Source organism: Sphingomonas sp. BL2 (assembly GCF_056680015.1).
The window spans coordinates 677,690-700,669 of sequence record NZ_CM155261.1 but is presented as its reverse complement, the minus strand read 5'-3'; the positions used below and the strand labels follow the sequence as shown (position 1 = coordinate 700,669).

At 66.1% G+C, this 22,980-nt stretch carries 20 protein-coding genes; 15 read left to right on the top strand and 5 right to left on the bottom strand.

Annotated elements, in window-relative coordinates; all coding sequences use genetic code 11:
* The first annotated feature begins 1 nt into the window (after position 1).
* The 8 genes from AC1ME3_RS03265 to AC1ME3_RS03230 all read left to right on the top strand — a co-directional run bounded on the left by AC1ME3_RS03265 (position 2) and on the right by AC1ME3_RS03230 (position 8,108).
* Positions 2-469 (top strand): GreA/GreB family elongation factor, encoded by a 468-nt coding sequence (locus AC1ME3_RS03265; protein ID WP_480954833.1) that lies wholly within the window; start codon positions 2-4, stop codon positions 467-469.
* A complete protein-coding gene (locus tag AC1ME3_RS03260; protein ID WP_055881387.1) occupies positions 469-651 on the top strand; it encodes a hypothetical protein in 183 nt (60 codons plus the stop codon). Before AC1ME3_RS03265 ends, AC1ME3_RS03260 begins: the two co-directional genes overlap by 1 nt.
* A gap of 514 nt (positions 652-1,165) precedes the next feature.
* Positions 1,166-2,338, top strand: a complete 1,173-nt coding sequence (locus tag AC1ME3_RS03255) for a BaiN/RdsA family NAD(P)/FAD-dependent oxidoreductase (RefSeq protein ID WP_480954832.1) — start codon at positions 1,166-1,168, stop codon at positions 2,336-2,338.
* Positions 2,339-2,394: 56 nt separating this feature from the next.
* On the top strand, positions 2,395-4,164 hold the full coding sequence (locus tag AC1ME3_RS03250) for a DEAD/DEAH box helicase (protein ID WP_056055171.1): 1,770 nt from the start codon (positions 2,395-2,397) through the stop codon (positions 4,162-4,164).
* Between the two features lie 164 nt (positions 4,165-4,328).
* Positions 4,329-4,799, top strand: a complete 471-nt coding sequence (locus AC1ME3_RS03245) for a YaiI/YqxD family protein (protein WP_480954831.1) — start codon at positions 4,329-4,331, stop codon at positions 4,797-4,799.
* Between the two features lie 296 nt (positions 4,800-5,095).
* On the top strand, positions 5,096-6,394 hold the full coding sequence (locus AC1ME3_RS03240; RefSeq protein ID WP_480954830.1) for an Hsp70 family protein: 1,299 nt from the start codon (positions 5,096-5,098) through the stop codon (positions 6,392-6,394).
* Complete coding sequence (locus AC1ME3_RS03235) at positions 6,391-7,053, top strand: spermidine synthase (protein ID WP_480954829.1); 663 nt, start codon at positions 6,391-6,393, stop codon at positions 7,051-7,053. Before AC1ME3_RS03240 ends, AC1ME3_RS03235 begins: the two co-directional genes overlap by 4 nt.
* A complete protein-coding gene (locus AC1ME3_RS03230) occupies positions 7,050-8,108 on the top strand; it encodes an AbrB family transcriptional regulator (protein WP_353465591.1) in 1,059 nt (352 codons plus the stop codon). The genes AC1ME3_RS03235 and AC1ME3_RS03230 overlap by 4 nt, the downstream gene beginning before the upstream one ends.
* 161 nt (positions 8,109-8,269) lie before the next feature.
* Here the strand turns inward: AC1ME3_RS03230 and AC1ME3_RS03225 are convergent, their stop codons facing one another.
* Together AC1ME3_RS03225 and AC1ME3_RS03220 are read right to left on the bottom strand one after the other, a co-directional pair.
* On the bottom strand, positions 8,270-9,595 hold the full coding sequence (locus AC1ME3_RS03225; RefSeq protein ID WP_480954828.1) for a sigma-54-dependent transcriptional regulator: 1,326 nt from the start codon (positions 9,593-9,595) through the stop codon (positions 8,270-8,272).
* Positions 9,592-11,376, bottom strand: coding sequence for a sensor histidine kinase (locus AC1ME3_RS03220; RefSeq protein WP_480954827.1), 1,785 nt, complete (start codon positions 11,374-11,376; stop codon positions 9,592-9,594). The genes AC1ME3_RS03225 and AC1ME3_RS03220 overlap by 4 nt, the downstream gene beginning before the upstream one ends.
* Positions 11,377-11,580: 204 nt before the next feature.
* Here AC1ME3_RS03220 and AC1ME3_RS03215 point away from each other — a divergent pair, with 204 nt between their 5' ends.
* From AC1ME3_RS03215 to AC1ME3_RS03200, 4 genes are all read left to right on the top strand, one after another.
* Positions 11,581-12,927, top strand: a complete 1,347-nt coding sequence (locus tag AC1ME3_RS03215; protein ID WP_480954826.1) for a dicarboxylate/amino acid:cation symporter — start codon at positions 11,581-11,583, stop codon at positions 12,925-12,927.
* Between the two features lie 51 nt (positions 12,928-12,978).
* The gene (locus AC1ME3_RS03210) at positions 12,979-14,517 is read left to right on the top strand and encodes an alginate export family protein (RefSeq protein ID WP_480954825.1); all 1,539 of its coding nucleotides are present in this window, start codon (positions 12,979-12,981) and stop codon (positions 14,515-14,517) included.
* Positions 14,518-14,756: 239 nt separating this feature from the next.
* Entirely contained in the window at positions 14,757-15,953 is a 1,197-nt protein-coding gene (locus AC1ME3_RS03205) for an acyl-CoA dehydrogenase family protein (protein WP_480955747.1), read from the top strand.
* A gap of 4 nt (positions 15,954-15,957) precedes the next feature.
* Positions 15,958-17,040, top strand: a complete 1,083-nt coding sequence (locus tag AC1ME3_RS03200; RefSeq protein ID WP_480954824.1) for an acyl-CoA dehydrogenase family protein — start codon at positions 15,958-15,960, stop codon at positions 17,038-17,040.
* A gap of 123 nt (positions 17,041-17,163) precedes the next feature.
* Here AC1ME3_RS03200 and AC1ME3_RS03195 read toward each other — a convergent pair whose 3' ends face one another.
* Together AC1ME3_RS03195 and AC1ME3_RS03190 are read right to left on the bottom strand one after the other, a co-directional pair.
* A complete protein-coding gene (locus tag AC1ME3_RS03195) occupies positions 17,164-17,511 on the bottom strand; it encodes a hypothetical protein (RefSeq protein ID WP_480954823.1) in 348 nt (115 codons plus the stop codon).
* A 53-nt stretch (positions 17,512-17,564) separates the two neighbouring features.
* Complete coding sequence (locus tag AC1ME3_RS03190) at positions 17,565-18,482, bottom strand: LysR family transcriptional regulator (RefSeq protein WP_480954822.1); 918 nt, start codon at positions 18,480-18,482, stop codon at positions 17,565-17,567.
* A gap of 106 nt (positions 18,483-18,588) precedes the next feature.
* On the opposite strand from AC1ME3_RS03190, the gene AC1ME3_RS03185 reads away from it, so the two are divergent.
* Positions 18,589-20,115: a CoA-acylating methylmalonate-semialdehyde dehydrogenase gene (locus tag AC1ME3_RS03185; protein ID WP_060527230.1), complete on the top strand. Its 1,527-nt coding sequence runs from the start codon at positions 18,589-18,591 to the stop codon at positions 20,113-20,115.
* A 93-nt stretch (positions 20,116-20,208) separates the two neighbouring features.
* Here AC1ME3_RS03185 and AC1ME3_RS03180 read toward each other — a convergent pair whose 3' ends face one another.
* The gene (locus AC1ME3_RS03180) at positions 20,209-20,493 is read right to left on the bottom strand and encodes a GIY-YIG nuclease family protein (protein WP_480954821.1); all 285 of its coding nucleotides are present in this window, start codon (positions 20,491-20,493) and stop codon (positions 20,209-20,211) included.
* A 137-nt stretch (positions 20,494-20,630) separates the two neighbouring features.
* Here AC1ME3_RS03180 and AC1ME3_RS03175 point away from each other — a divergent pair, with 137 nt between their 5' ends.
* Positions 20,631-21,776 carry an acyl-CoA dehydrogenase family protein gene (locus AC1ME3_RS03175; protein WP_480954820.1) on the top strand — a complete coding sequence of 382 codons (1,146 nt, stop codon included), beginning with the start codon at positions 20,631-20,633 and terminating at the stop codon, positions 21,774-21,776.
* Positions 21,777-21,844: 68 nt separating this feature from the next.
* Entirely contained in the window at positions 21,845-22,888 is a 1,044-nt protein-coding gene (locus AC1ME3_RS03170; protein ID WP_480954819.1) for an enoyl-CoA hydratase/isomerase family protein, read from the top strand.
* The last annotated feature ends 92 nt before the right edge of the window (positions 22,889-22,980 follow it).

Below are 22,980 nucleotides of genomic sequence, written 5' to 3'. Positions count from 1 at the left end.
CATGAGCGTCGCCTTCCGTCGCGAGAGTGACGAGGAACATCTCGAGCCGAAGTTCGAACAGCCGATCGCGCCAGGGCCTAATCTGGTCACGGCGCGGGGGTTGCGGTTGCTCGGCGAGCGGGTGACCGAAATCGAGGCTGCGGTTGCGGCGGAGACGGATGAGGAAGCGCGGAAGCTGCTGCTGCGCGACCTCCGCTATTGGCACACGCGCCAGACGACCGCCGAACTCGCGCCTTCGCCCGAGGATGACGAAGTTGGAATCGGTTCGCGGGTTCGGGTTCGGATGAACGGGGTTGAGCGGGTGATCGCGATCGTTGGTGGTGACGAGGCCGAGCCCGGCGAGGACAGGCTGGCGTTCTCGGCACCGTTGGCGCGCGCGCTGATGGGCGCGGCGGTTGGCGAGACGGTCGCGTTCGCGGACAAGGCGGACGCGATCGAGGTTCTGGCGATCGACAAGGATGAGGGCTGATGGCTGAGGCGAAATTCGAACGGCACCGTCAGGCTTGGACTCAGGACGAGATCCAGAAGCTGCATACGCTGGCGAAGAAGGGCATGGCGTTGAAGGCGATCGCCAAGGCGCTGACTCGGAGCGAGGAGTCGGTGAAGGTTCGAGCGAAGGAAGACTCGTTGAATATCGCGAAGCTGCGGTAATTTGTGGGTCCTGAGCCCTCTCCCCTCCGGGGAGAGGGTTGGGTGAGGGGCTGTTCTTGGCGGTGCATTGCTTGGCTGCCCCTCACCCCGACCCTCTCCCCGGAGGGGAGAGGGAGGAAAAGGGGGCGTTATCGTACTCCACCAGACCATCGGACGTTTTGGCTTCTCCATTTGGCGCCACTCCGAATGGCGCCACCGCGAGAGACACCACCCCGCCCAAATGGCACCACCCCGGCGAAGGCCGGGGCCCAATTGGAAAGGTCGCAGTAACGGGGCGCAACTTGCGTCATTGCCGTCCCCCAATTGGGCCCCGGCCTCCGCCGGGGTGGTTATAGATCGAGCGCGGGTGTGGCTGACGGATATGCGGGTTACCTCCTATGTGGCCCCGCCCGAACACGCTACAGCGGCCACCCCTTGTTCTCCCGCGAAGGCGGGAGCCCAGTCTGGGTCCCCGCCTTCGCGGGGAAACATTCTTGACTAGCGGCTCGCCCAACCAAGCCGCACGGAGCTACACTTGTCCGAATACGACGCGATCATCCTCGGAGCCGGTGCCGCCGGCCTCATGTGCGCCGCCGTCGCAGGCCAGCGTGGCCGGAAAATCCTGCTCGTCGACCACGCCGACCAAGCGGGCAAGAAGATCCTGATCTCCGGCGGAGGACGGTGCAATTTCACCAACGTCCACACCGCCGCCGACCGCTACATCTCCGCCAACCCGCATTTCGCCAAGTCCGCGCTCGGCCGCTACACCGCGCAAGATTTTCTCGCGCTCGTCGAGTCCTACGGCATCGCGTGGCACGAGAAGACGCTCGGCCAACTGTTCTGCGACGGCTCCGCGAAGCAGATCGTCGAGATGCTCCTAGACGAATGCGACAAGGGCCGCGTCGACCTGTCGCTCGGCCGCGCGGTCACCGGGGTCGACCACGCAGACGGCCGCTACCGCGTGTCGCTCGACGGCCGCACCGTCACCGCGCCCGCTTTGGTCATCGCCACCGGAGGCCCGTCGATCCCCAAGATGGGCGCGACCGGGTTCGCCTATGATCTCGCGCGGCAGTTCGGGTTGAAGGTCGTCGAGCCACGCCCCGCGCTCGTCCCACTGACGCTAGGCGGCGACGAGACGCTGTTCCGCGAACTGTCCGGTGTCGCCGCCGAAGTCGTCGCCACCGCCGGCAAGACCGCATTCCGCGAGGCCGCGCTCTTCACGCACCGCGGCCTGTCCGGCCCGGCGATCCTCCAGGCGTCGTCCTATTGGCGCAACGGCCAGCCCGTCGGCATCGATTTCCTCCCCGATCGCGAGTCCGGCTGGCTGCCCGCCGCCAAGCGTACCACGCCGCGCGCGACTCTCCGGAAACTGCTCGGCAGCACGCTCCCGGACCGACTCGCGGAGACTTTGAGCGAGCGATTGGGCATGACGAGCGAGATTTCCACGCTCACCGACCGCAAGCTCCAGGACGCCGAACGCGCGCTAAGCCATTGGCAATTCACGCCGAATGGCTCCGAAGGCTATGCCAAGGCCGAGGTCACCGCAGGCGGAATCAGCACCGCGGAACTGTCATCGCAAACAATGCAAGCCAAACGCGTACCAATGCTGTATGCAGTCGGCGAAGCGGTCGATGTCACAGGGTGGCTCGGCGGCTACAACTTCCAATGGGCATGGTCGAGCGGGTGGGCCGCGGGTCAAGTCCTGTAGGGACCACCACGCCAGTGCCTTGCCGTTGCGTAAGCCGGCCACCAATTAGGACGTACATGCCTTTTACAAATATTCCGTCGCTTCTTTCCGAGGCGCTCGAAGCGCGCGGCTATACCGCGCTCACCCCCGTCCAGGCTCATGTGATCGAGGACAATGCGATCGGTCGCGATCTCGTCGTGTCGGCGCAGACCGGCTCGGGCAAGACCGTCGCGTTCGGCCTGGCGATGGCCGGCGAACTGCTCGGTGAAGCCGGCGAGGACGGCGTCCAGCGCCTGCCCGCGCCGCACAAGCCGCTCGTCCTCTGCATCGCGCCGACTCGCGAGCTCGCGCTTCAGGTCAGCCGCGAGCTGATGTGGCTCTATGCCAAGGCTGGTGCGCGCATCTCGACCTGCGTCGGCGGGATGGATGCCTCGAAGGAGCGTCGTTCGCTCGCGCACGGCGCGCATATCGTCGTCGGCACGCCGGGCCGTCTGCGCGATCACCTCGAGCGTGGCGCGCTGGACCTGTCGGCCCTCAAGGTCGCGGTACTCGACGAGGCCGACGAGATGCTCGACATGGGCTTCCGCGAGGACCTCGAGCAGATCCTCGATGCGTCTCCCGAAGCGCGTCGCACGCTGTTGTTCTCGGCAACGATGCCGCGGCCGATCGTCGCGCTCGCCAAGCGTTACCAGAAGGATGCGCTGCGGATCTCGACCGTCGGCGAGGACCGCGGTCATGGCGATATCTCGTACCAGGCCGTCACGGTCTCGCCGTCCGAGATCGAGCATGCGGTGATCAACCTGCTGCGCTTCCACGAGGCGGAGACGGCGATGCTGTTCTGCGCGACTCGTGACAATGTGCGCCATCTGCATGCCAGCCTCGTCGAGCGTGGCTTTGCCGCCGTCGCGCTGTCGGGCGAGCATTCGCAGAACGAGCGTAACGCTGCGCTTCAGGCTCTGCGTGACCGTCGCGCGCGCGTCTGCGTCGCAACCGACGTTGCCGCACGCGGTATCGATCTGCCGACGCTGTCGCTGGTCGTGCACGTCGAGCTGCCGCGCGATGCCGAGACGCTCCAGCATCGCTCGGGCCGTACCGGTCGTGCGGGCAAGAAGGGTACGGCCGTCCTGATCGTGCCGTTCCCGCGTCGCCGTCGCGTCGAGATGATGCTCCGTGGTGCGAAGATCAACGCGGAATGGGTCAACGCCCCGACCGCGGAGGACATCCGCAAGAACGATCACGAGCGGCTGATCGGCATGCTGTTGCAGCCGGTCGAGGTCGAGGAGGAGGATCGCGCGCTCGCCGTCCGCCTGATGGCCGAGAAGACGCCGGAGGACATCGCTGCCGCGCTGGTGCACATGCACCGCGCGACGATGCCGCAGGCCGAGGATCTGATCGACCAGAGCAAGCAGCCGACTCAGGACGAGCGTTCGCAGGGTCCGCGCGCGGGCTTCGAGGACACCGTCTGGTTCCGCATGGACATCGGTCGTCGCCAGAACGCCGATCCGCGCTGGATCCTGCCGCTGATCTGCCGTCGTGGCCACATCACCAAGTCGGAGATCGGTGCGATCCGGATTGGGCCGAACGAGACGGCGTTCGAGATTCCGCGCGCCGTAGCGTCGCGGTTCTCGGCGGCGATCCAGCGTACGGCACAGGCTGGCGAGGAAGAGAGCGGCGTGGCGATTGAGGCGATGCAGGGCGCGCCCGAGAGCGGTGCTCGGCATGACGGCGGCGGCGGTGGTCGCAGCAATGCGAGCGGCCCCCGCTCGACGCTGCACCGTGCGGCCCCGCGTGGCGGGCCGGCTCCTGCGCGCAAGCCCCCGTACCGCGGCAACCGCGAGCGGAGCTGAGGGACTCGCGCGTTCTTCCTACTAGGGAAGGGCGCGTGGCCCACAGAACTCCGTCATCCTGACGAAAGTCAGGATCCAGAGTAACGAACGCCGCCCTGCTTGATCCTGGATCCTGACTTTCGTCAGGATGACAGGAGTGAGTGGGGCGGTTTGGGATGTGTACGATGACGAACGTATCTTCCAGCGCGGTCCGCATCCTCGTCGACGCCGACGCATGCCCCGTCAAAGACGAGATCTACAAGGTCGCGTGGCGCCACGAAGTCCCCGTGACGATCGTCGCCAACAGCCATTTCCGCATCCCCGTCCATCCGCTGATCTCGCGCGTCGTGGTCAGCGACGGCTTCGACGCCGCCGACGACTGGATCGCCGAACAGGCCGATGCGAAGTCGGTCGTGATCACCGCCGACATCCTGCTCGCCGATCGCTGCGTGAAGGCCGGCGCGACCGTGTTGGCCAATACCGGCAAGCCGTTCACCACCAGTTCCATCGGCGGCGCGATCGCAACGCGCGCGATCATGGCCGACCTGCGTGCGGGCGGCGACGTGATCGGCGGGCCGGCGCCGTTTTCGAAAGCGGACCGGTCGAGCTTCCTCTCCGCGCTCGATGCGGCGCTGGTACGGTTGAAGCGACTTTAGGACCGACCGTCATCGATCTCCCCTCCCTGAAAGGGAGGGGCTGGGGGTGGGTTGGCCGGCTTGTGACGCTGACGGTCGATGATACGGAACCCGACCCACCCCCGACCCCTCCCTTTCAGGGAGGGGAGTGGAGAGTTGTGCGGACGCGGTGGGATTTATCGATCCGTCCTGACTACGCAGACCAGGCGTCTCCAAGGCTGCTGATTATGCTCTCGTCCGTTGTCGCACTTTGCCCGCACGGGGTTGCCATCACGCACCTCGTATCGCCATAGGCGCGCGTTCACGGAGAACATGCGATGCACACGAACGCTGGCGGCCCCGCTTTGGGGCTGGATTTCGGCACGACCAACAGTGTCGTGGCGCTCGGGACGAAGGGTGGCACGCCGGAACTGGTGACGTTCGCCGCCCCTGCCGAGACTAGCCCGGTGTTCCGCTCGGCACTGTGCTTCTGGCAGGACGACAGCGGCAAGGGGCTCGCGTCGGATGCTGGGCCGTGGGCGATCGCCGAATATATGGAGTATCCGCTCGACAGCCGGTTCATCCAGTCGTTCAAGTCGGTCGCGGCGATGAAGACGTTCGAGCAGGCGTCGGTCTTCGACAAGCGCTATCGCTTCGAGGAGATGGGCCAGCTGTTCCTCGAAAAGCTGATTTCGCACGCGGGCGGCAAGCTCGACACGCGGCCGCACCGGATCGTCGTCGGCCGGCCGGTCGAATATGCCGGCGCGCGACCCGACGAGGCGCTCGCACGCACGCGGTATGACGCGATGTTTAAGGGTTTCGGGGCGGAGATCCATTACGTCTACGAACCGCTCGGCGCGGCCTACAGCTATGCGACGCGGCTGACCGAGCCGGCGACGATCCTTGTGGCGGATTTCGGCGGCGGGACGAGCGACTTCTCGGTGGTGCGTGTGGCCGAGCCGGGGGCGGCGCGGCGCTGTACGCCGCTTGGGCATGCTGGCGTCGGGATCGCCGGCGATCGGTTCGATTACCGGATCCTCGACCGGCTGGTGCTGCCGATGCTGGGCAAGGGTGGCGCCTACAAGTCGTTCGGCAAGGAACTGGAAATTCCGCGCGCGTATTTCGCCGACTTCGCGGACTGGTCGCGCCTCGCGCTGATGCGCAACCGCAAGACGATGACCGAGCTCGAGCGGTTGCAGAAGACCGCCGTGGATCCCGACGCGATCGGGCGGATGATCGCGGTGATCGAGAACGAACTTGGCTATCCGCTGTACGATGCGGTCGGGTCGCTCAAGCGCGCGCTGTCGAGTGGCGAGGATGCGCATTTCCACTTTGCGGGTGCGGGGCTGGAGATCGAGGCGGACGTGACGCGGGCGCAGTTCGAGGGTTGGATTGCGGACGACGTCGTGCGAATCGAAGCGGCGGTCGACCGGGCCTTGGAGGTCGCGAACGTCGGTGGCGGCGAGATCGACCGGGTGTTCCTGACCGGCGGATCGTCGCTGATCCCGCGCATCCGGCAAATCTTCGTCGAGCGGTTCGGCGAGGCGGCGATCATGAGCGGCGGCGAACTGACCTCGATCGCGCATGGGCTGGCCTTGATCGGCGAGCAGGACGATATTGCGGCTTGGTCGGCATGATTCCTCGGGTTCTACTCGGGACGGCGCAGGTGCCGGGTGGGGGTGAGCTTCGCTTGCTTCAGCGTGGCGCCGAGTTCTCGATCATGCTCGGTGCGAACGAGTTGATGAACAGCCGGCTGAGCGGATCGGAAGAGGCGCTGGCGGAGCAGGCTTGCGACCGGATCGGGGGGCGGCCGGGTGTTCGGATGCTGATCGGCGGGCTTGGGATGGGGTTTACGCTTCGCGCTGCGCTGGCCCAGCTTGGGCCCGATGCGGAGGTGGCGGTTGCGGAGATCGTACCGGCGGTGATCGAATGGGCGCGCGAGCCGATGGCGGTGCTGCACGGCGACAGCCTGACCGATCCGCGGACGCGGATTTTCGAAGGCGATGTCGCCGCGGCGATTGGCGAGGGCGAGTGGGACGCGATCCTGCTCGACGTCGACAACGGCCCCGACGGGATTTCTCGGCCGGGTAACGATCGACTTTACGGGGCGCGTGGATTGTCTCTGGCGCGAGCGGCTTTGCGGCCGGGCGGGGTGCTTGCCGTGTGGTCGTCGGCGCCGAGCAAGCCGTTCACCACCCGGCTTGCCGAAGCGGATTTCGCGGTGGACGAAGTAATCGCGCGGGCGACGCGCAAGGGCGGCGCGCGGCACACGATCTGGTTCGCCACCAAGCCATGATCTGGCGGTGGGCCGTCTTGACCGCGCTGTCGGCGGTGATCGCCGCGCTGCTCGAAGTCGTCGGGCTGCCTGCGGGGTTGCTGCTCGGGCCAATGGTCGCCGCGGTCGTGCTGGCGGTGCGGGGATGGTCTTTGAGCGTGCCGACTTCGGCGTTTCGCGGGGCGCAGGCGGCGGTCGGAACGCTGATTGCGGGGTCGATCACCACGGGGATCGTCGCGACGGTGGCGGATCACTGGCCGGTGTTCCTGATGGTCAATTTCGTCACACTCGCTGCCAGCAGCGTGCTCGGGTATTTGCTGAGCCGGTGGCAGGTGTTGCCGGGGACCGTCGCGGTGTGGGGATCGACGCCGGGCGCGGCGAGCGCGATGGTGTTGATGGCGCAGGCGTATGGCGCGGACTCGCGGCTGGTCGCGGTGATGACGTACACGCGGGTCGTGAGCGTGGCGGTGGTCGCGTCGGTGCTGGCGGCGGTGATGGTCGGTGGCGGGAGCGGGCATCATGTCGCAGCCACGTGGTTCGCCTCCGTGGACCCCCCGGTCGTGCTGCGGACGATCGCGATTGCCGGTGTCGGTGCGAGTGTTGGCGTCGTACTGAAGTTGCCCGCCGGCGCGCTGCTCGGGTCGCTGGTCGCGGGGGCGGCGCTCAACGTCACTGGCGTCGCGCAACCGGTGTTGCCGCAGTGGCTGCTCGCGATCAGCTATGCGGTGGTCGGGTGGCGGATCGGGCTGTCGTTCACGCGCGATACGTTGCGGGTGGCGGGGAAGGCTATGCCGCGCATCCTGTTGTCGGTCGCGTTGCTGATCGCGTTCTGCGGCGGGATCGCGGCGGCGTTGACGCGCTGGTGGGGGATCGATCCGGTTACCGCGTATCTGGCGACTAGCCCGGGTGGGATGGACTCGGTCGCGATCATCGCTGCATCGAGCCCGGTCGATGTGCCGTTCGTGATGGCGCTTCAGGTGCTGCGGTTCCTGGGGGTGTTGCTGATCGGGCCACCGCTCGCGAAGTTCGTGGCCACGCGGCAGGGCGGTGTGCCGCCGCCGGTCATTCCGACTTAGCGCTGCGCTTGCCGCCGGAGCGAACTCGTGATCCTCCCCCGCAAGGGGGAGGTGGCTGGCACTTGCCAGACGAAGGGGGAGGTAAGAGACAACCCCGGTTCCGCGTCCTCCCCCTCCGTCACCTTCGGTGCCACCTCCCCCTGGCGGGGGAGGATCACAAGTCACCCCTTGGTCGGGCGATACGCCTCGACGTCGATCTCGTGGCGCTTGAGCTTGTCGTAGAACGTCTTTCGCGGGATTCCGAGCGCGGCCAGCGCAGACCGCACGTCGCCACTTACCTGTTGGAGCACGGCGCGGATCGTCGCTTCCTCGAACTTGTCGACGCGGGCGGGGAGGGGGATGTCGCTGTCTTCGTCGACCGACTCTTCCGCCTCGACCCGGAGCACGAGACGTTTCGCCAGGTTGTCGAGTTCGCGCACGTTGCCGGGCCAGTCGTGTTGGCCGAGATACGCTAGCGTCGCGGTGTCGATCGTCGGGACCTCGCGGCCGAACCGTTCGGCGGCCTGATGAAGCAGATGGCCGAACAGCAGCGGAATGTCGTCGCGGCGTTCCCTCAGCGGAGGGATACGCAGGCGGACCGCGTCTAGCCGGAACAGCAGATCGGCGCGGAACCTCCCTTCCTCGACCGCTTGTTCGAGGCCGGGTTTGGCGGCGGCAATCACGCGGAGGTCGAGCGCGCGGGGCAGGTCGCCGCCGACCGGCATCACCTCGCGCTCCTCCAGTACCCGCAGCAGTTTGGCCTGGAACGCCGGCAGCGTGCTCTCGATCTCGTCGAGGAACAGCGTACCACGGTTGGAGGCCTCGATCCGGCCGGTGCGCGGCAGGCGGGAGTCGCCGTCGTGGCCGAACAGCTCGAGCTCCGCGACCGCCTCGGGCAGCGCGGCGCAGTTGACCGCGACGAACGGACGCGAGCGGCGGTTGCTCCAGCGGTGGAGGAGGACTGCGACGAGTTCCTTGCCGGTGCCGGTCTCGCCTTCGACCAGTACGTCGATATCGGCTTGGGCGATCTGGCGCATTGTCTCGCGGAGGCGGACCATCACCGGGGTCTCGCCGATCAGCGGTTCGGCGCCGATCGTTTCCTCGGCGGCGGCGCGGAGGCGGCGGTTGTCGAGGACGAGGCGGCGCATTTCGAGCGCCCGGCGCGCGCCTGCGATCAAATGGTCCGTCGCGAAGGGTTTCGGGATGAAGTCGAACGCGCCGTTCTTCAGTGCAGCGACCGCCATCGCGACGTCGCCGTGGCCGGTCATCAGCAACACCGGGATCTCGTGGTCGATTGCGGCGATCCGGCGGAAGAGTTCGAGGCCGTCCATCTTCGGCATGCGAATGTCGGATACGACCGCGCCGTCGAACCCGGCGGTTACGCGGGCCAAAGCGACGGTCGGATCGCGCTCGGCGATCACCGCGATGCCGGCGAGTTCGAACGATTGCTCCAGCGCCCCGCGCAACACGTCGTCGTCGTCGACGAGCAGAACCGCCTGCTCGCTCATGCCTTCACCAGGATCATGCGGAAAATGGCGCCTTCTGGAGCGGGGACGAGGTCGAGCGTGCCGCCGAACTCGGTCATGATGTCGCGCGCGATGCCGAGGCCGAGCCCGAGGCCGTCCTTCTTGCTCGTCGCGAACGGGGTGAAGAGGTGGTCGGCTATGTCGGCCTCGATACCGGGACCGTTGTCGGCGACGGTCAGTACGACGTCTCGGCCTTTACGCCCGACGGTGACGCTTACGCGGGCAGCGCGACGGTCGGCGACCGCGTCGAGCGCGTTCTGGAGGAGGTTGACCAGCACCTGCTCCAGGCGGACGCGACCGGCGATCACCGTCAGTCGCGCTTCCGGACCGTTCGGCAGGTCGAGCGTCACGCCCTTCGCGCGGAAGCGGTCGCCTATCAGCAGGCGGACGCCGTCGATCGCCTCGTCGAGCGCGACGGGGCCGATCGAGCCTGCGCCGCGCCGGGCATAGCGCCTGAGCCCGGCGGTGATCGTGCCGATCCGGCTGGTGAGGTCGACGATCGACTGGAGATTGGTCGCGGCGCGCGCCGGTTCGCCGCGGTCGAGGAACGCCGCGGCGTTGTCGGCGAAGGTGCGGATCGCGGCGACGGGCTGGTTGATCTCGTGCGCGACGCTGGCGGTGATCGTGCCGATCGAGCCGACGCGGTTGGCGTGCGCGAGTTCCTCGCGGGCCTGGCGGAAGCGCTGGTCGGAGGCCTCGCGCTGCTCGACCTCGATCTGGAGGCGATCGGCGGTGGCGCGGAGTTCGGCGGTGCGGCGGGCGACCTCCGCCTCCAGTTCCGCGCGCGCGCCGACGTTGCGCTTGCGCCGCTCGTATAGCCACCATGCGCCGAGGATCGCCGCGATCGTCAGCATTGCGGCGATCGCGGTGGCCCAGCGCGTGCGCGCCGCGGCGGTGCGCAGGGCGTCGTCGAGCGGCTCCATATGCACCAGCCGCCAGCCCGAGATCGGTACTGGCAGCGACACGGTGATCGCAGGCGATCCGTCGGGCAAACGTGACACCCCGTCGGCTAGCGTTAGTGGGGCGGGGGCCAGTGGCGACGTCCCGAACTGGCGCGTCTCGACCAGCTCGGCGCGACGCGAACGCGAGAGCGGACGGGTGGTGCGGAATTCGAGCTTCGGATCGCTGGAGATCAGGATGACGCCGTCGGGATCGATGACGAAGGTCGCCATCCGGTCCTGAATCCACGCGCGTGCGATCTTCTCGAACTCGACCTTGACCACGACCACGCCGAGCGGTCGGCCGGCGCGGTCGATCCTTCGCGACAGGTACAGGCCCGGCCGCCCGCTGACGCTGCCGAGCGCGAAGAACTCGGTCGCGCCCGACGCCATCGCCTTGGTGAAATAGTCGCGGAACCTGTAGTCGTGGCCGAGGAAGCTGTCGGTGCGGCCGGCGTTCGAGGCGGCGATCGTCATGCCCTGCGTGTCGAGCGCGTAGATCACCGGGGCGCCGGTTCGTTCCGCCAGCAGCGCGAGCTTGGTGTTGAGCGCCGGGTCGACCTTGCCCGAGGCCAGCGCCGCGCGGACGTCGGGATATTCGCCGAGCATGATCGGTAGCAGGCGATAGGTCTGCAACTCGGCTTCGAGCAGGCGAAGGTTGCTCCGAGTCTGCTGGACCGAGCGCATCCGCACGCCCGCGCGCGCGTCTTCGGCGGCGCGCTGGCCGTAGATCGAGGCGACTCCCGCGATGATCACGCCAAGCGCCGCGAATGCCATCAGCACCGTCAACGCGGTGACGAAAAGGGGAGATCGGAGTCGCGTCATTTTGTGCGGATTATCACACACCGGGCGGCCGCGCCATTGGTGAAATGCGGCGATTTCCGCACGTCCGAACAATGGGTATGCTGCTAAATGGCTAAAAACCAACGTTTTAAGCGCTGAAGGGGCTACTCTTGTAGTCCTGGGTTCGGCCCGGCATTACCGTCGCACACAACGTCCCGCGTGAGTGGACGAGGATAGCAGGAGGCGATGTTGACCCTACCCACCCAGACATATGGCGTCGCGGAAACGCCCGCGCGGAAGCGCTGGAGCGGCCAGCTCTATATCCAGGTCCTGATCGCGATCGCGCTCGGCGCGGCGCTCGGACATTTCTATCCGGCGTACGGCGCGGCGCTGAAGCCGCTCGGCGATGCGTTCATCAAGCTGGTGAAGATGATCATCGCACCGGTGATCTTCCTGACGCTCGTCACGGGTATCGCCGGCATGAAGGAGCTCGGCTCGGTCGGCCGCGTCGCGGGCAAGGCGTTCGCGTATTTCCTGTTCTTCTCGACGCTGGCGCTGATCGTCGGGCTGATCGTCGCCAACGTCGTCCAGCCGGGCGCGGGGATGAACATCGACGCCGCCACGCTCGATACCAAGGGCATCGCCGACTACACCGTGAAGGCGCACGAGACGACGATCACCGGGTTCCTGATGAGCATCATCCCGGACACGATGGTCAGCGCGTTCACCGAGGGCAACATCCTCCAGATCCTGCTCGTCGCGATCTTGTTCGGCATCTCGCTGAGCCTGGTCGGCGAGCCTGCCAAGCCGGTGCTGAACTTCCTCGAGCGCCTCAGCCTGATCGTCTTCAAGCTGGTCGGCATCCTGATGCGCGCGGCGCCGCTCGGCGCGTTCGGCGCGATCGCCTTCACGATCGGCAAATACGGGATCGGCAGCCTTGCCAACCTCGGTGCCTTGGTCGCCACCTTCTATCTGACGGCTGCGCTGTTCGTCATCGTCGTGCTCGGCACCGTCGCGCGGCTCACCGGCTTCTCGATCTTCAAGCTGATCCGCTATCTCAAGGCCGAACTGCTGCTGGTGCTCGGGACGTCGTCGTCGGAAGCCGCACTGCCGAACCTGATCCAGAAGATGGAAGCGGCAGGCTGCGAGAAGTCGGTGGTCGGGCTGGTCGTGCCGACGGGCTATTCATTCAACCTCGACGGCACCAACATTTACATGACGCTGGCGGCGTTGTTCATCGCGCAGGCGACCAACACGCACCTGACGCTTGGGCAGGAATTACTGCTGCTGGTCGTCGCGATGATCTCTTCGAAGGGTGCGGCGGGCGTTACCGGCGCGGGCTTCATTACCCTGGCCGCGACGCTGTCGATCGTGCCGACCGTGCCGATCGCGGGGATGGCGCTGATCCTGGGTGTCGATCGCTTCATGAGCGAGTGCCGCAGCCTGACCAACTTCATCGGCAACGCGGTCGCGACGATCGTCGTCGCCCGCTGGGAGGGCGGTCTCGACCGCGACAAGCTTGATGCCGCCTTGTCGGGCAAGCTTCCCGAGTTCGTGCCGGCGGCGATCCCCGCCCCTGCTACCGCCCACTGACGCGTACGGGGCCGGTTCGCCGGTCCCGCGTCCTGTACCGGATATTTGCTTATGACCTCGATGACGATCCGCCGCATGGCGTATGCGGCCGGCTTTGCCGCGTCCGCACTTTCGACCCTGGCCTTTCCGAGCGCGGCGATGGCGCAGGCCGAAGCGCCGCCCTCGCGACAGGCGAATGCCGGCGCCAAGGACGTGTCGAGCACCGCCGAAGCCTCGCCGATCGCCGAGAGCTATCCCAACGCCGCGATCGGCGACGGTACGACGACGGGTGGCTACAACCAGTCGCGCTGGGCGGAGGACTGGTCGAAGCTGCGCGATCCGAAGAAGCGCAAGGACATCGTCGACCAGCTGAAGTTCATCTCGATCGCGGGTGATGGCGACGTGTACCTGACGCTGTCGGGCGAGGCGCGGTTCCGTGTCAACGAGACGACCAACCCCAATCTGCGCAATGCCGAGGCACAGCGACAGGACATTCTCCGCCTGTTCGGTGGCGCCGATTTGCATGTCGGTCAGCATCTCCGCTTCTATGGCGAACTCGCGCACGGCACGCTGGAGGGGCAGAATCTCGGGACCGCGCTGCCGAACCTGCGCAACAAGCTGGCCGTGCAGCAGGCGTTCGTCGACCTGACCGGGACGGTCGCCGATGTCGACGTCGGCGTGCGCTATGGCCGCCAGACGTTTGCGGACGGTCCCAACCTGCTGGTCGTGCCGCGCGACAACAACACGCTGTTCTTTGGCTTCAACGGCTTCCGCGCCTGGGCGCGCACCGCTGGCGTCCGGGCCGACGTGTTCGACTTCAAGCCGACCGCGTATGGCAATGGCGGTACACAGGACGACAACGCGGAGAGCGCGCGGCGCTTCTCGGGTATCTCGACGGGCATCGTCGTGCCAGAGACGCTGTTCGGGGGCTCGAAGCTGTACGTCGATCCGTTCCTCTGGCGCCTGCGCAACCGCGCGGCGGTATGGGGCACGGACAATGCGCGCGAAGTCCGCAACTTCTACGGCCTCCACGTCTGGGGCGATGCGGGGCCGGTCAATCTCGACTGGACGATCAATTACCAGGGCGGTTCGTATGACAACCGCTCGATCAAGGCGTGGCTGATCCTGCTGGCGCAGACCTACAAGCTCGGCGAGGGCAAGTCCGCGCCCCGCGTCGGTTTCCACGCCGATTATGCGAGCGGCGGCGGCGCCTATGGTACGGGCACGCTGCGCAACTCGTTGGCGCCGTTCGGCAACAACATCTATTACAGCTATCAACTGTTCGCGACGCCGACCAACCTGGTCGCGCTGGCGCCCAACGTGACGTTCAGCGTGTTCGACAAGCTGCGACTGACCGCGGAGTATCAGCGCTCGTGGCGCGATACGACGAGCGATGCGGTGTACCGTGCGAACGGCTCCGCGTTTGCGGGCACGCAGAATTTCGGGGGCAAGAAGATCGCCGATACGCTGCGATTCCAGGCGGTGTACCCGTTCACCTCGCGGCTGTCGTTCACCGGGCGGTACGAGCATTTGATCGCGGGGCCTGCGCTGACGAATGCGGGGTATAAGAACTCCGACTTCCTCGCCGGCTGGATCAGCTACCGGTTCTGAAGGGGCGATCGCCCCACTCCACTCCGTCATCCTGACGAAAGTCAGGACCCAGGGTCACGGGCGCTAACGTTCTTGGCTCTGGGTCCTGACTTTCGTCAGGATGACGGGAGGGGCCGCGATACCGTCCGGATTAACCTGCGTCGTTCGGCACTGCGTTTTCTTCGTTTCGGACCATACCGGTCCTTCAATTCTCCGGTCGACTGTGGCACACAGGCTCCAACATCAGGAGTCACATGGCCATGGATCTCAGCTTCACGCCCGAGGAAGAAGCCTTCCGCGAGGAAGTCCGCAGCTTCTTCCGCGACAAACTTCCCGCTCGCCTCTCGACGCTGGTTCGCGAAGGGAAACGCCTGCGCAAGTCGGACATGGAGGAATGGCACGCGATCCTCAACGAACGCGGTTGGCTGGCGAACCACTGGCCCGAGCAATGGGGCGGACCCGGCTGGAGTGTGATCCAGCGGTTCATCTTCGACAATGAATCCGCGCTCGCGCACGCGCCCCGCGTCGTGCCGTTCGGGGTGAACATGCTCGGGCCGGTGCTGATCAAATACGGCTCGGAGGAGCAGAAGAAGCAGTGGCTGCCGCGGATTCTCGACGGCTCCGACTGGTGGTGCCAGGGGTATTCGGAGCCGGGTGCGGGGTCCGATCTCGCGGGTCTCAAGACCACCGCTGTCCGGAAGGGCGACGTCTATGTCGTCAATGGCCAGAAGACCTGGACGACGCTCGGCCAGCATGCCGACATGATCTTCTGCCTCGTCCGTACCGACGCGACCGCGAAGAAGCAGGAGGGCATCTCGTTCCTGCTGATCGACATGAAGTCGCCCGGCATCGAGGTCCGCCCGATCACGCTGATCGACGGCGAGCAGGAGGTGAACGAGGTGTTCTTTACCGACGTCGAGGTGCCGGTGGCGAACCTCGTTGGCGAAGAGAACATGGGCTGGACCTACGCCAAGTATCTGCTGACCTACGAGCGCACCAACATTGCCGGCGTCGGCTTCTCGATCGCGTCGTTCGAGCGGCTGAAGGAAGTCGCGCAGATGCAGAAGAAGGGCGGGCGCTCGCTGGCGGAAGATCCGTTGTTCGCGGCACGGATGGCGCGGGTCGAGATCGATCTGGCGAACATGCAGACGACCAACCTGCGCGTGCTCGCGGCGGTCGCGGGCGGCGGTGCGCCCGGCGCGGAGAGTTCGATGCTCAAGATCAAGGGCACCGAGATCCGCCAGGAGATCACGTCGCTGACCCGTCGCGCCTACGGCTCCTACGCGGCGCCCTACATACCCGAAGCTCTGGAGGCCGGGTGGAACGGCGAGGATGTCGGCCCGGAGGACGCGGCGATGGCGGCGCCGAGCTATTTCAACAATCGGAAACTGTCGATCTTCGGCGGGTCGAACGAGATCCAGAAGAACATCATCTCCAAAGCCATCCTGGGTCTGTGATACCATGAACTTCGAACACACCGACGACCGCCGCATGCTCGCCGACACGCTCGTTCGGGCGCTGCGCGACGGCTATCCGATCGAGACGCGCAACGCGGGCGCGTATGGCGAGGCGGGGTATGACGCGGGCGTCTGGCAGCAGTTGACCGAACTCGGTATCGTCTCCGCGCTGTTCGACGAGGCGGCAGGCGGCTTTGGCGGCAGCGGGTTCGACATCATGGTGGTGTTCGAGGCGCTCGGCCGCGCGCTGGTGGTCGAGCCGTTTCTGGGCGCGCTGATGGCGGGGCGGGCGCTGGCGAAGGCTGGCGGGCATGACGAGACGCTGGCCGCAATCGTTTCCGGCGAGATGATCTCCGCGTTTGCGCATGATGACGGCGCGACGCCGGTGACCGCGACGAAGAGCGGCGACGGTTGGGCGCTTAGCGGGACGAAGGCAGTCGTTTCGCAGGCTGGTGCGGCATCGGTGTTCGTCGTGACCGTCGAGCAGGTTGGTGATCCTCTCGTGTTCCTCGTGCCGGCGGATACGGCGGGGGTATCAGTCCGCAGCTTCAACGTCGTCGAGGGTGGTGCGGCCGGTGACGTGACGTTCGAGGACGTGACGCTCGGCGCCGATGCGCGTGTCGGTGGCGAAGAGCAGGGGCAGGCGATCGTCGATGCGGCGGTCGGGGCAGGGTTGCTCGCGCTGTCCGCCGAGGCGGTCGGCGCGATGGAGTTCGTCAAGGAGGCGACTCTCGGCTACCTCCGCGACCGGAAGCAGTTCGGCGTGCCGATCGGGAAGTTCCAGGCGCTCCAGCACCGCATGGCGACCGTTCTTTTGGAGATCGAGCAGGCGCATTCCGCGGTGATCAACGCGGCCTCGGCGTTCGACGGCGACGACGCACGCGCGCGAGACCGTGCCCTGTCTGCGGCGAAATACACGATCGGGCGGACCGGCGCGCTTGTTGCGGAAGAAACGATCCAGCTGCACGGCGGAATCGGCATGACGTGGGAATACGCCGTGTCGCACTACGCCAAGCGCCTAGTGATGATCGACCACCAGCTCGGCGACGAGGACTACCATCTGCATCGGTATATCGAACTGGGCTGAGACGCGCCTTATTCCGTCATCCTGACGAACGTCAGGACCCAGAGCCACAAACGACGACGCCCGTAACTCTGGGCCCTGACTTTCGTCAGGGTGACGGAGTGTGTCAGGATGACGGGCAGTGGATTATGAAGCGGTGTCGTCCCGCACCGGTTCCACCGTCGTCCGCGGCCGGATCATCGGCCGCAACCTTACCCCAAGGCAGATGACAGTCGGCCACAGCAACGTATTGACGATGTCCAGCGAGGTATCCTCCCACCGCCATGATCCGAAGTTCAGCCGATCCATGATCTCGTTGAACGCCTCGCCGGCGACGACCACCCACCACGGAATGAACGTCCCGAACGACCGCCGCGTGATCAGGCGGGCGATCATCAACAGCGCCATGCCGGCGTGGATGTGCAGGATGATATCGGGGAGGCCGGTGCCGTCGCCGATCGCGTCGATCATCTGATGATAGAGTTTGGGGATCAACGCGCTGCTCCAGGCCCGGCGATGCTGCCATGCAACATCGATCTATACGGGCCTCACTCTGGGGCGGCAATTGGTGGGGACGACACGCCCATCATCAGCGGCTTCAGGTCGCCAATGGTCGAGTCCAGCCAGGCGATGAACCGGTCGATCCGCGCGATCCGGCGGACGTCGCGGTGGACGACGAGCCAGAACGAGCGCTGAATATCGACGGCGTCGGGCAGCACGCGCACCAATCCCGGTACTCCGTCGCCGATGAAGCATGGAAGAATCCCGCATCCCGCCCCCGCCGCCATAAGTTCGGCTTGCGCGACGATGCTCGAACTACGGATCGAGGCATCGAGCCTACCGTCGATCTCGGCCAGATAGCGGAGTTCGGGCGCGTAGATCATGTCGGGCACATAGCCGATCAGCCGGTGCCGCATCAGGTCTGCGGTGGTTGCGATCGGCCCCGTCCGCGCGAGGTGATCCGGGTGCGCGTAGAGGCCGAGATGATAGTCGGTGAGCTTGCGCGCGACCAACGGCCCGCTCTTGGGGCGTGCGAGCATCACCGCGATGTCCGCCTCTCGCCGTGAGGGATTGAGGAACCCGGTCGACGCGATCAGGTCCACCGCGATCCGCGGATGCTGGTTGGTGAACGACGCGAGACGCGGCGCGAGGATGCGGCTGCCAAAGCCTTCCGAGACGCTCAACCGGATCGGGCCGGCGAGCACGCCCGCGTCGGTGCCGACCACTTCCTGGATGCCGAGCGCAGACGCCTCCATCGTCTCGGCGTGGTCGAGCAGCGCTGCGCCGCGTTCGGTCAGCGCGTATCCCGCCACGGTCTGTTCGAACAACGTCGTCTGGAGTCGCCTCTCCAACCGCTGCAGGCGCCGCGAAACCGTCGTCGCGTCCTGTCCCAACAGTTTTGCGGCTGGCCCAAGCCGGTGCGTGCGCGCCAAAGCGAGGAAATACCGGACGTCGTCCCAATCCATGAACGCCTCACCCTATGCTGCATATTCGCAGAGCGATTCTGCAAACAACCCCGCTTGGCTGCGAAACGCTTATGCCCGACGGTGCGTGCAACAAGAAGAGGATGCCATGCGGACTATCGAGAATTTCGTTAGCGGTGCGGCCAGCACGGCGGAGCGCTTCGGCGACGTGTTCGACCCGAATTCGGGCGAGGTGCAGGCGCGCGTGCGGCTGTCGGGCGCAACCGATCTGGACCGTGCGGTCGCCGCAGCACAGAAGGCGCAGCCGGGCTGGGCGGCGACTAACCCGCAGCGTCGCGCGCGCGTGATGTTCGAGTTCAAGCGGCTCGTCGAGGCGAACATGGACGAACTCGCGCGGCTCCTGTCGTCCGAGCACGGCAAGGTGATCGCGGATTCGAAGGGCGATATCCAGCGCGGGCTCGAGGTGATCGAGTTCTGCTGCGGCATTCCGCACATCCTCAAGGGCGAATATACGCAGGGCGCCGGGCCGGGGATCGATGTGTATTCGATGCGCCAGCCACTCGGCATCGGCGCGGGGATCACGCCGTTCAACTTCCCGGCGATGATCCCGCTGTGGATGTCGGGCGTCGCGATCGCCACGGGTAACGCGTTCATCCTGAAGCCCAGCGAGCGCGATCCTTCGGTGCCGGTGCGACTTGGCGAATTGTTCGTCGAGGCGGGGCTGCCCGAGGGGATCTTCCAGGTCGTCCACGGCGACAAGGAAATGGTCGACGCGATCCTCGATCACCCGGCGATCTCCGCGGTAAGCTTCGTCGGATCGTCCGACATCGCGCATTACGTTTATCGGCGCGGCGTCGAGGCGGGCAAGCGCGTCCAGGCAATGGGCGGCGCGAAGAACCACGGCATCGTCATGCCCGACGCGGACCTCGACCAGGTGGTCGCCGACCTGTCGGGCGCGGCGTTCGGGAGCGCCGGCGAGCGCTGCATGGCGCTGCCGGTGGTGGTGCCGGTCGGCGAGAAGACCGCCATCGCGCTGCGCGAGAAACTGATCCCGGCGATCGCGGCGCTGCGCGTCGGCGTGTCGACCGACAATGACGCGCACTACGGGCCGGTTGTGAACGCGGCGCACCGTACCCGGATCGAGAACTGGATCCAGACCGGCGTCGACGAGGGCGCGGAACTGGTCGTCGACGGGCGCGGGTTTGCGTTGCAGGGGCATGAGAAGGGCTTCTTCATCGGGCCGTCGCTGTTCGACCACGTGACGACGGAGATGTCGGCGTACAAGGAGGAGATCTTCGGGCCGGTGCTCCAGATCGTCCGCGCTGCCGATTTCGAGGAGGCGGTGCGGCTGCCGAGCGAGCATCAATACGGCAACGGCGTCGCGATCTTCACGCGCAACGGCCACGCGGCGCGCGAGTTCGCGGCGCGGGTGAACGTCGGGATGGTGGGCATCAACGTGCCGATCCCGGTGCCGGTCGCGTATCATACGTTCGGCGGCTGGAAGCGCTCGGCGTTCGGCGACACCAATCAGCACGGCATGGAAGGCGTGAAGTTCTGGACGAAGGTCAAGACGATCACGCAGCGCTGGCCGGACGGGTCTGCGCTGCCGGCGATGGCCGAGGATGGCGGTCCGGCGCGCAATAACGACGCGTTCGTCATCCCGACGATGGGGTGATTGGGTGCGGTCTGCCTCCTCCGTCATCCTGGACTTGATCCAGGATCCAGAGCCATCAGCGGCGACGCCTGTGGCTCTGGATCCTGACTTTCGTCAGGATGACGGGAGGGGATCGAAACCCCAGTCTTCGGCCAGATTGCGCCACGTAGGATTGTCGGTTTCGATCAGTTCTATCTTCCAGGAGCGCTTCCACACCTTGAGCTGTTTCTCGCGCGTGATGGCGGCTTCCATCGTGTCGGCCATCGCGAACCACACCAGTTGGTCGACCCTGTATCGCTTTGTGAACCCAGCGAATGTGCCCTCGCGATGCTGAACGATCCGCGCCATGAGGTCGGATGTCACGCCGATGTAGAGCGTTCCGTTGCGCCAGCTTGCCATGATATAGACCGCTGGTTGCCTAGCCACATCATTCCCCCAAGTCGTCATCCTGACGCACGTCAGGATCCAGAGCCACTAGTTTCGCCGTTCCTGGCTCTGGATGCTGGGTCGAGCCCAGCATGACGGAAGAGAGACCTATGACCAACCAGTTCGACCTCACCGACGACCAGCGCGAGATCCAGGAACTCGCGCGCCGGTTCACCGCAGACCGGATCACTCCGCATGCGGCGGAGTGGGACGAGAAGCACATCTTCCCGCGCGAGACGATCAAGGCCGCGGCCGAACTCGGCTTCGCGGCGATCTACGTCAGCGAGGAGAGCGGCGGGATCGCGCTCGGGCGGCTCGAGGCGGCGCTGATCATGGAGGCGATGTCGTACGGCTGCCCGTCGACGTCGGCGTTCATCAGCATCCACAACATGGCGGCGTGGATGATCGACCGGTTCGGATCGCAGGCGGTGAAGGACAAGTACCTCCCCAGCATGGTGACGATGGACCGGCTCGGCAGCTATTGCCTGACCGAGCCGGGGTCGGGTTCCGACGCGGCGGCTCTGAAGACGCGCGCGGTTCGCGACGGCGACGACTGGATCGTCACGGGCTCGAAGCAGTTCATCTCGGGCGCGGGTGAGAACGAGGTGTACGTGACGATGGTCCGCACCGGCGAGGACGGGCCGAAAGGCATCTCGTGCCTCGTGATCGAGAAGGACATGCCCGGCGTGTCGTTCGGCGCGAACGAGAAGAAGCTCGGCTGGCATTCGCAGCCGACGCGGCAGGTGATCTTCGATGGCGTCCGCGTGCCGGGGGAGAACATGGTCGGCGGGGAGGGCGAGGGCTTCCGGATCGCGATGATGGGCTTGGACGGCGGGCGGCTGAACATCGGCGCGTGCTCGCTTGGCGGTGCGCAGCGGTGTCTCGACGAGGCGATCGCGTATACGAAGGATCGGAAGCAGTTCGGGAAGGCGATCGCGGACTTCCAGAACACGCAGTTCATGCTGGCGGACATGGCGACCGAGTTGGAGGCGGCGCGCGCGTTGCTGTACATGGCAGCGGCGAAGGTGACGGCGAACGCGCCTGACAAGACCAAGTTCGCGGCGATGGCGAAGCGGCTTGCGACGGATACGGGGTCTTCAGTGGTCGACCGTGCGTTGCAGCTGCATGGCGGCTATGGGTATTTGCAGGATTACCCGATCGAGCGTTTCTGGCGCGACCTGCGCGTGCATTCGATCCTGGAGGGGACGAACCAGGTCATGCGGATGATCGTCGGCCGAGAGCTGACGCGGCAATAGCATGTTCTCCCGCGAAGGCGGGGGTCCAGACTGGGCTCCCGCCTTCGCGGGAGAACAAGGAAGAGCGAATGACCGAAGACGTGATCACGACCGTTGAGGGCCCGATTGGCCGGATACGGCTCAATCGCCCCAAGGCACTGCACGCGCTGAATCTTGGCATGTGCGAAGGTGTGCTTGAGGCGCTGGAGGCGTGGCGCGGTGACGCGGCGGTCGAGGCGATCGTGGTCGATCACGCGGAAGGGCGTGGGTTCTGCGCTGGCGGGGATATCCGCATGCTTGCAGCCTCGGGCGCGACCGATGGCGTCGAGGCGCGGGCGTTCTTTCATGCCGAGTACCGCATGAACCATCGACTATTCACCTATGCCAAGCCGATTGTGGCGTTCATGGACGGGATCACGATGGGCGGCGGCGTTGGCCTGGCGCTGCCGTGCCGGTTCCGCGTCGCGACCGAGAACACCAAGTTCGCGATGCCGGAGACGGGGATCGGCCTGTTCCCGGACGTCGGTGGCGGCTGGTATCTGTCGCGGTTGCCGGGGCGGATCGGGCAGTATCTCGCGCTGACCGGGCACCGGATCAACGGTGCCGATTGCTTGGCGTTGGGTCTGGCAACGCACTATTTGACGAGTGGTCGTCTCGAAGGCGTGAAGGATTGGATCGTCGAGCGTCCGCGCGAGATCGACCTGATCCTCGCAGGTTCGTCCGACGTACCAGACGATGCGGAGATCATGACGCACCGGGACGACATCGACCGACTGTTTGCTTCGGACGTGCTGGAGGACATCTACGCCGCGCTCGAAGCCGATGGCGGCGAGTGGGCAACGCAGACGCTCGCGACACTGAAGACCAAGTCGCCGCAGACAATGAAGGTCTCGCTTCGTCTGCTCCACGAAGGCGCCGCGATGGCGAGTTTTGCGGACGAGATGCGGCAGGAATATGCGATCGGTGCGCATGTCGTGCAGCGGCATGACTTCATCGAGGGCGTGCGCGCTGTGATCGTCGACAAGGACAACGCGCCGCGCTGGGATCCGGCGACGCCCGAGGATGTGACCGATCACGTGATCGACCAGATTTTCGCGCCGTTGCCTGAAGCGGAGGCGTGGACGCCGGGCTGATACGTCTAAATGTTCTCCCGCGAAGGGTTTCCCTTCAAAGTACTACTTTGAAGGGGCCCCGAAGGCGGGAGCCCAGACTGGGTCCCCGCCTT

Bases quoted from the DNA above. Each gene is read 5' to 3' on its own strand.
- AC1ME3_RS03265 (WP_480954833.1), top strand. From the start codon at position 2: ATGAGCGTCGCCTTCCGTCGCGAGAGTGACGAGGAACATCTCGAGCCG.
- AC1ME3_RS03260 (WP_055881387.1), top strand. From the start codon at position 469: ATGGCTGAGGCGAAATTCGAACGGCACCGTCAGGCTTGGACTCAGGAC.
- AC1ME3_RS03250 (WP_056055171.1), top strand. From the start codon at position 2,395: ATGCCTTTTACAAATATTCCGTCGCTTCTTTCCGAGGCGCTCGAAGCG.
- AC1ME3_RS03245 (WP_480954831.1), top strand. From the start codon at position 4,329: ATGACGAACGTATCTTCCAGCGCGGTCCGCATCCTCGTCGACGCCGAC.
- AC1ME3_RS03240 (WP_480954830.1), top strand. From the start codon at position 5,096: ATGCACACGAACGCTGGCGGCCCCGCTTTGGGGCTGGATTTCGGCACG.
- AC1ME3_RS03235 (WP_480954829.1), top strand. From the start codon at position 6,391: ATGATTCCTCGGGTTCTACTCGGGACGGCGCAGGTGCCGGGTGGGGGT.
- AC1ME3_RS03230 (WP_353465591.1), top strand. From the start codon at position 7,050: ATGATCTGGCGGTGGGCCGTCTTGACCGCGCTGTCGGCGGTGATCGCC.
- AC1ME3_RS03225 (WP_480954828.1), bottom strand. From the start codon at position 9,595: ATGAGCGAGCAGGCGGTTCTGCTCGTCGACGACGACGACGTGTTGCGC.
- AC1ME3_RS03220 (WP_480954827.1), bottom strand. From the start codon at position 11,376: ATGACGCGACTCCGATCTCCCCTTTTCGTCACCGCGTTGACGGTGCTG.
- AC1ME3_RS03215 (WP_480954826.1), top strand. From the start codon at position 11,581: ATGTTGACCCTACCCACCCAGACATATGGCGTCGCGGAAACGCCCGCG.
- AC1ME3_RS03210 (WP_480954825.1), top strand. From the start codon at position 12,979: ATGACCTCGATGACGATCCGCCGCATGGCGTATGCGGCCGGCTTTGCC.
- AC1ME3_RS03205 (WP_480955747.1), top strand. From the start codon at position 14,757: ATGGATCTCAGCTTCACGCCCGAGGAAGAAGCCTTCCGCGAGGAAGTC.
- AC1ME3_RS03200 (WP_480954824.1), top strand. From the start codon at position 15,958: ATGAACTTCGAACACACCGACGACCGCCGCATGCTCGCCGACACGCTC.
- AC1ME3_RS03190 (WP_480954822.1), bottom strand. From the start codon at position 18,482: ATGGATTGGGACGACGTCCGGTATTTCCTCGCTTTGGCGCGCACGCAC.
- AC1ME3_RS03185 (WP_060527230.1), top strand. From the start codon at position 18,589: ATGCGGACTATCGAGAATTTCGTTAGCGGTGCGGCCAGCACGGCGGAG.
- AC1ME3_RS03180 (WP_480954821.1), bottom strand. From the start codon at position 20,493: ATGGCAAGCTGGCGCAACGGAACGCTCTACATCGGCGTGACATCCGAC.
- AC1ME3_RS03175 (WP_480954820.1), top strand. From the start codon at position 20,631: ATGACCAACCAGTTCGACCTCACCGACGACCAGCGCGAGATCCAGGAA.
- AC1ME3_RS03170 (WP_480954819.1), top strand. From the start codon at position 21,845: ATGACCGAAGACGTGATCACGACCGTTGAGGGCCCGATTGGCCGGATA.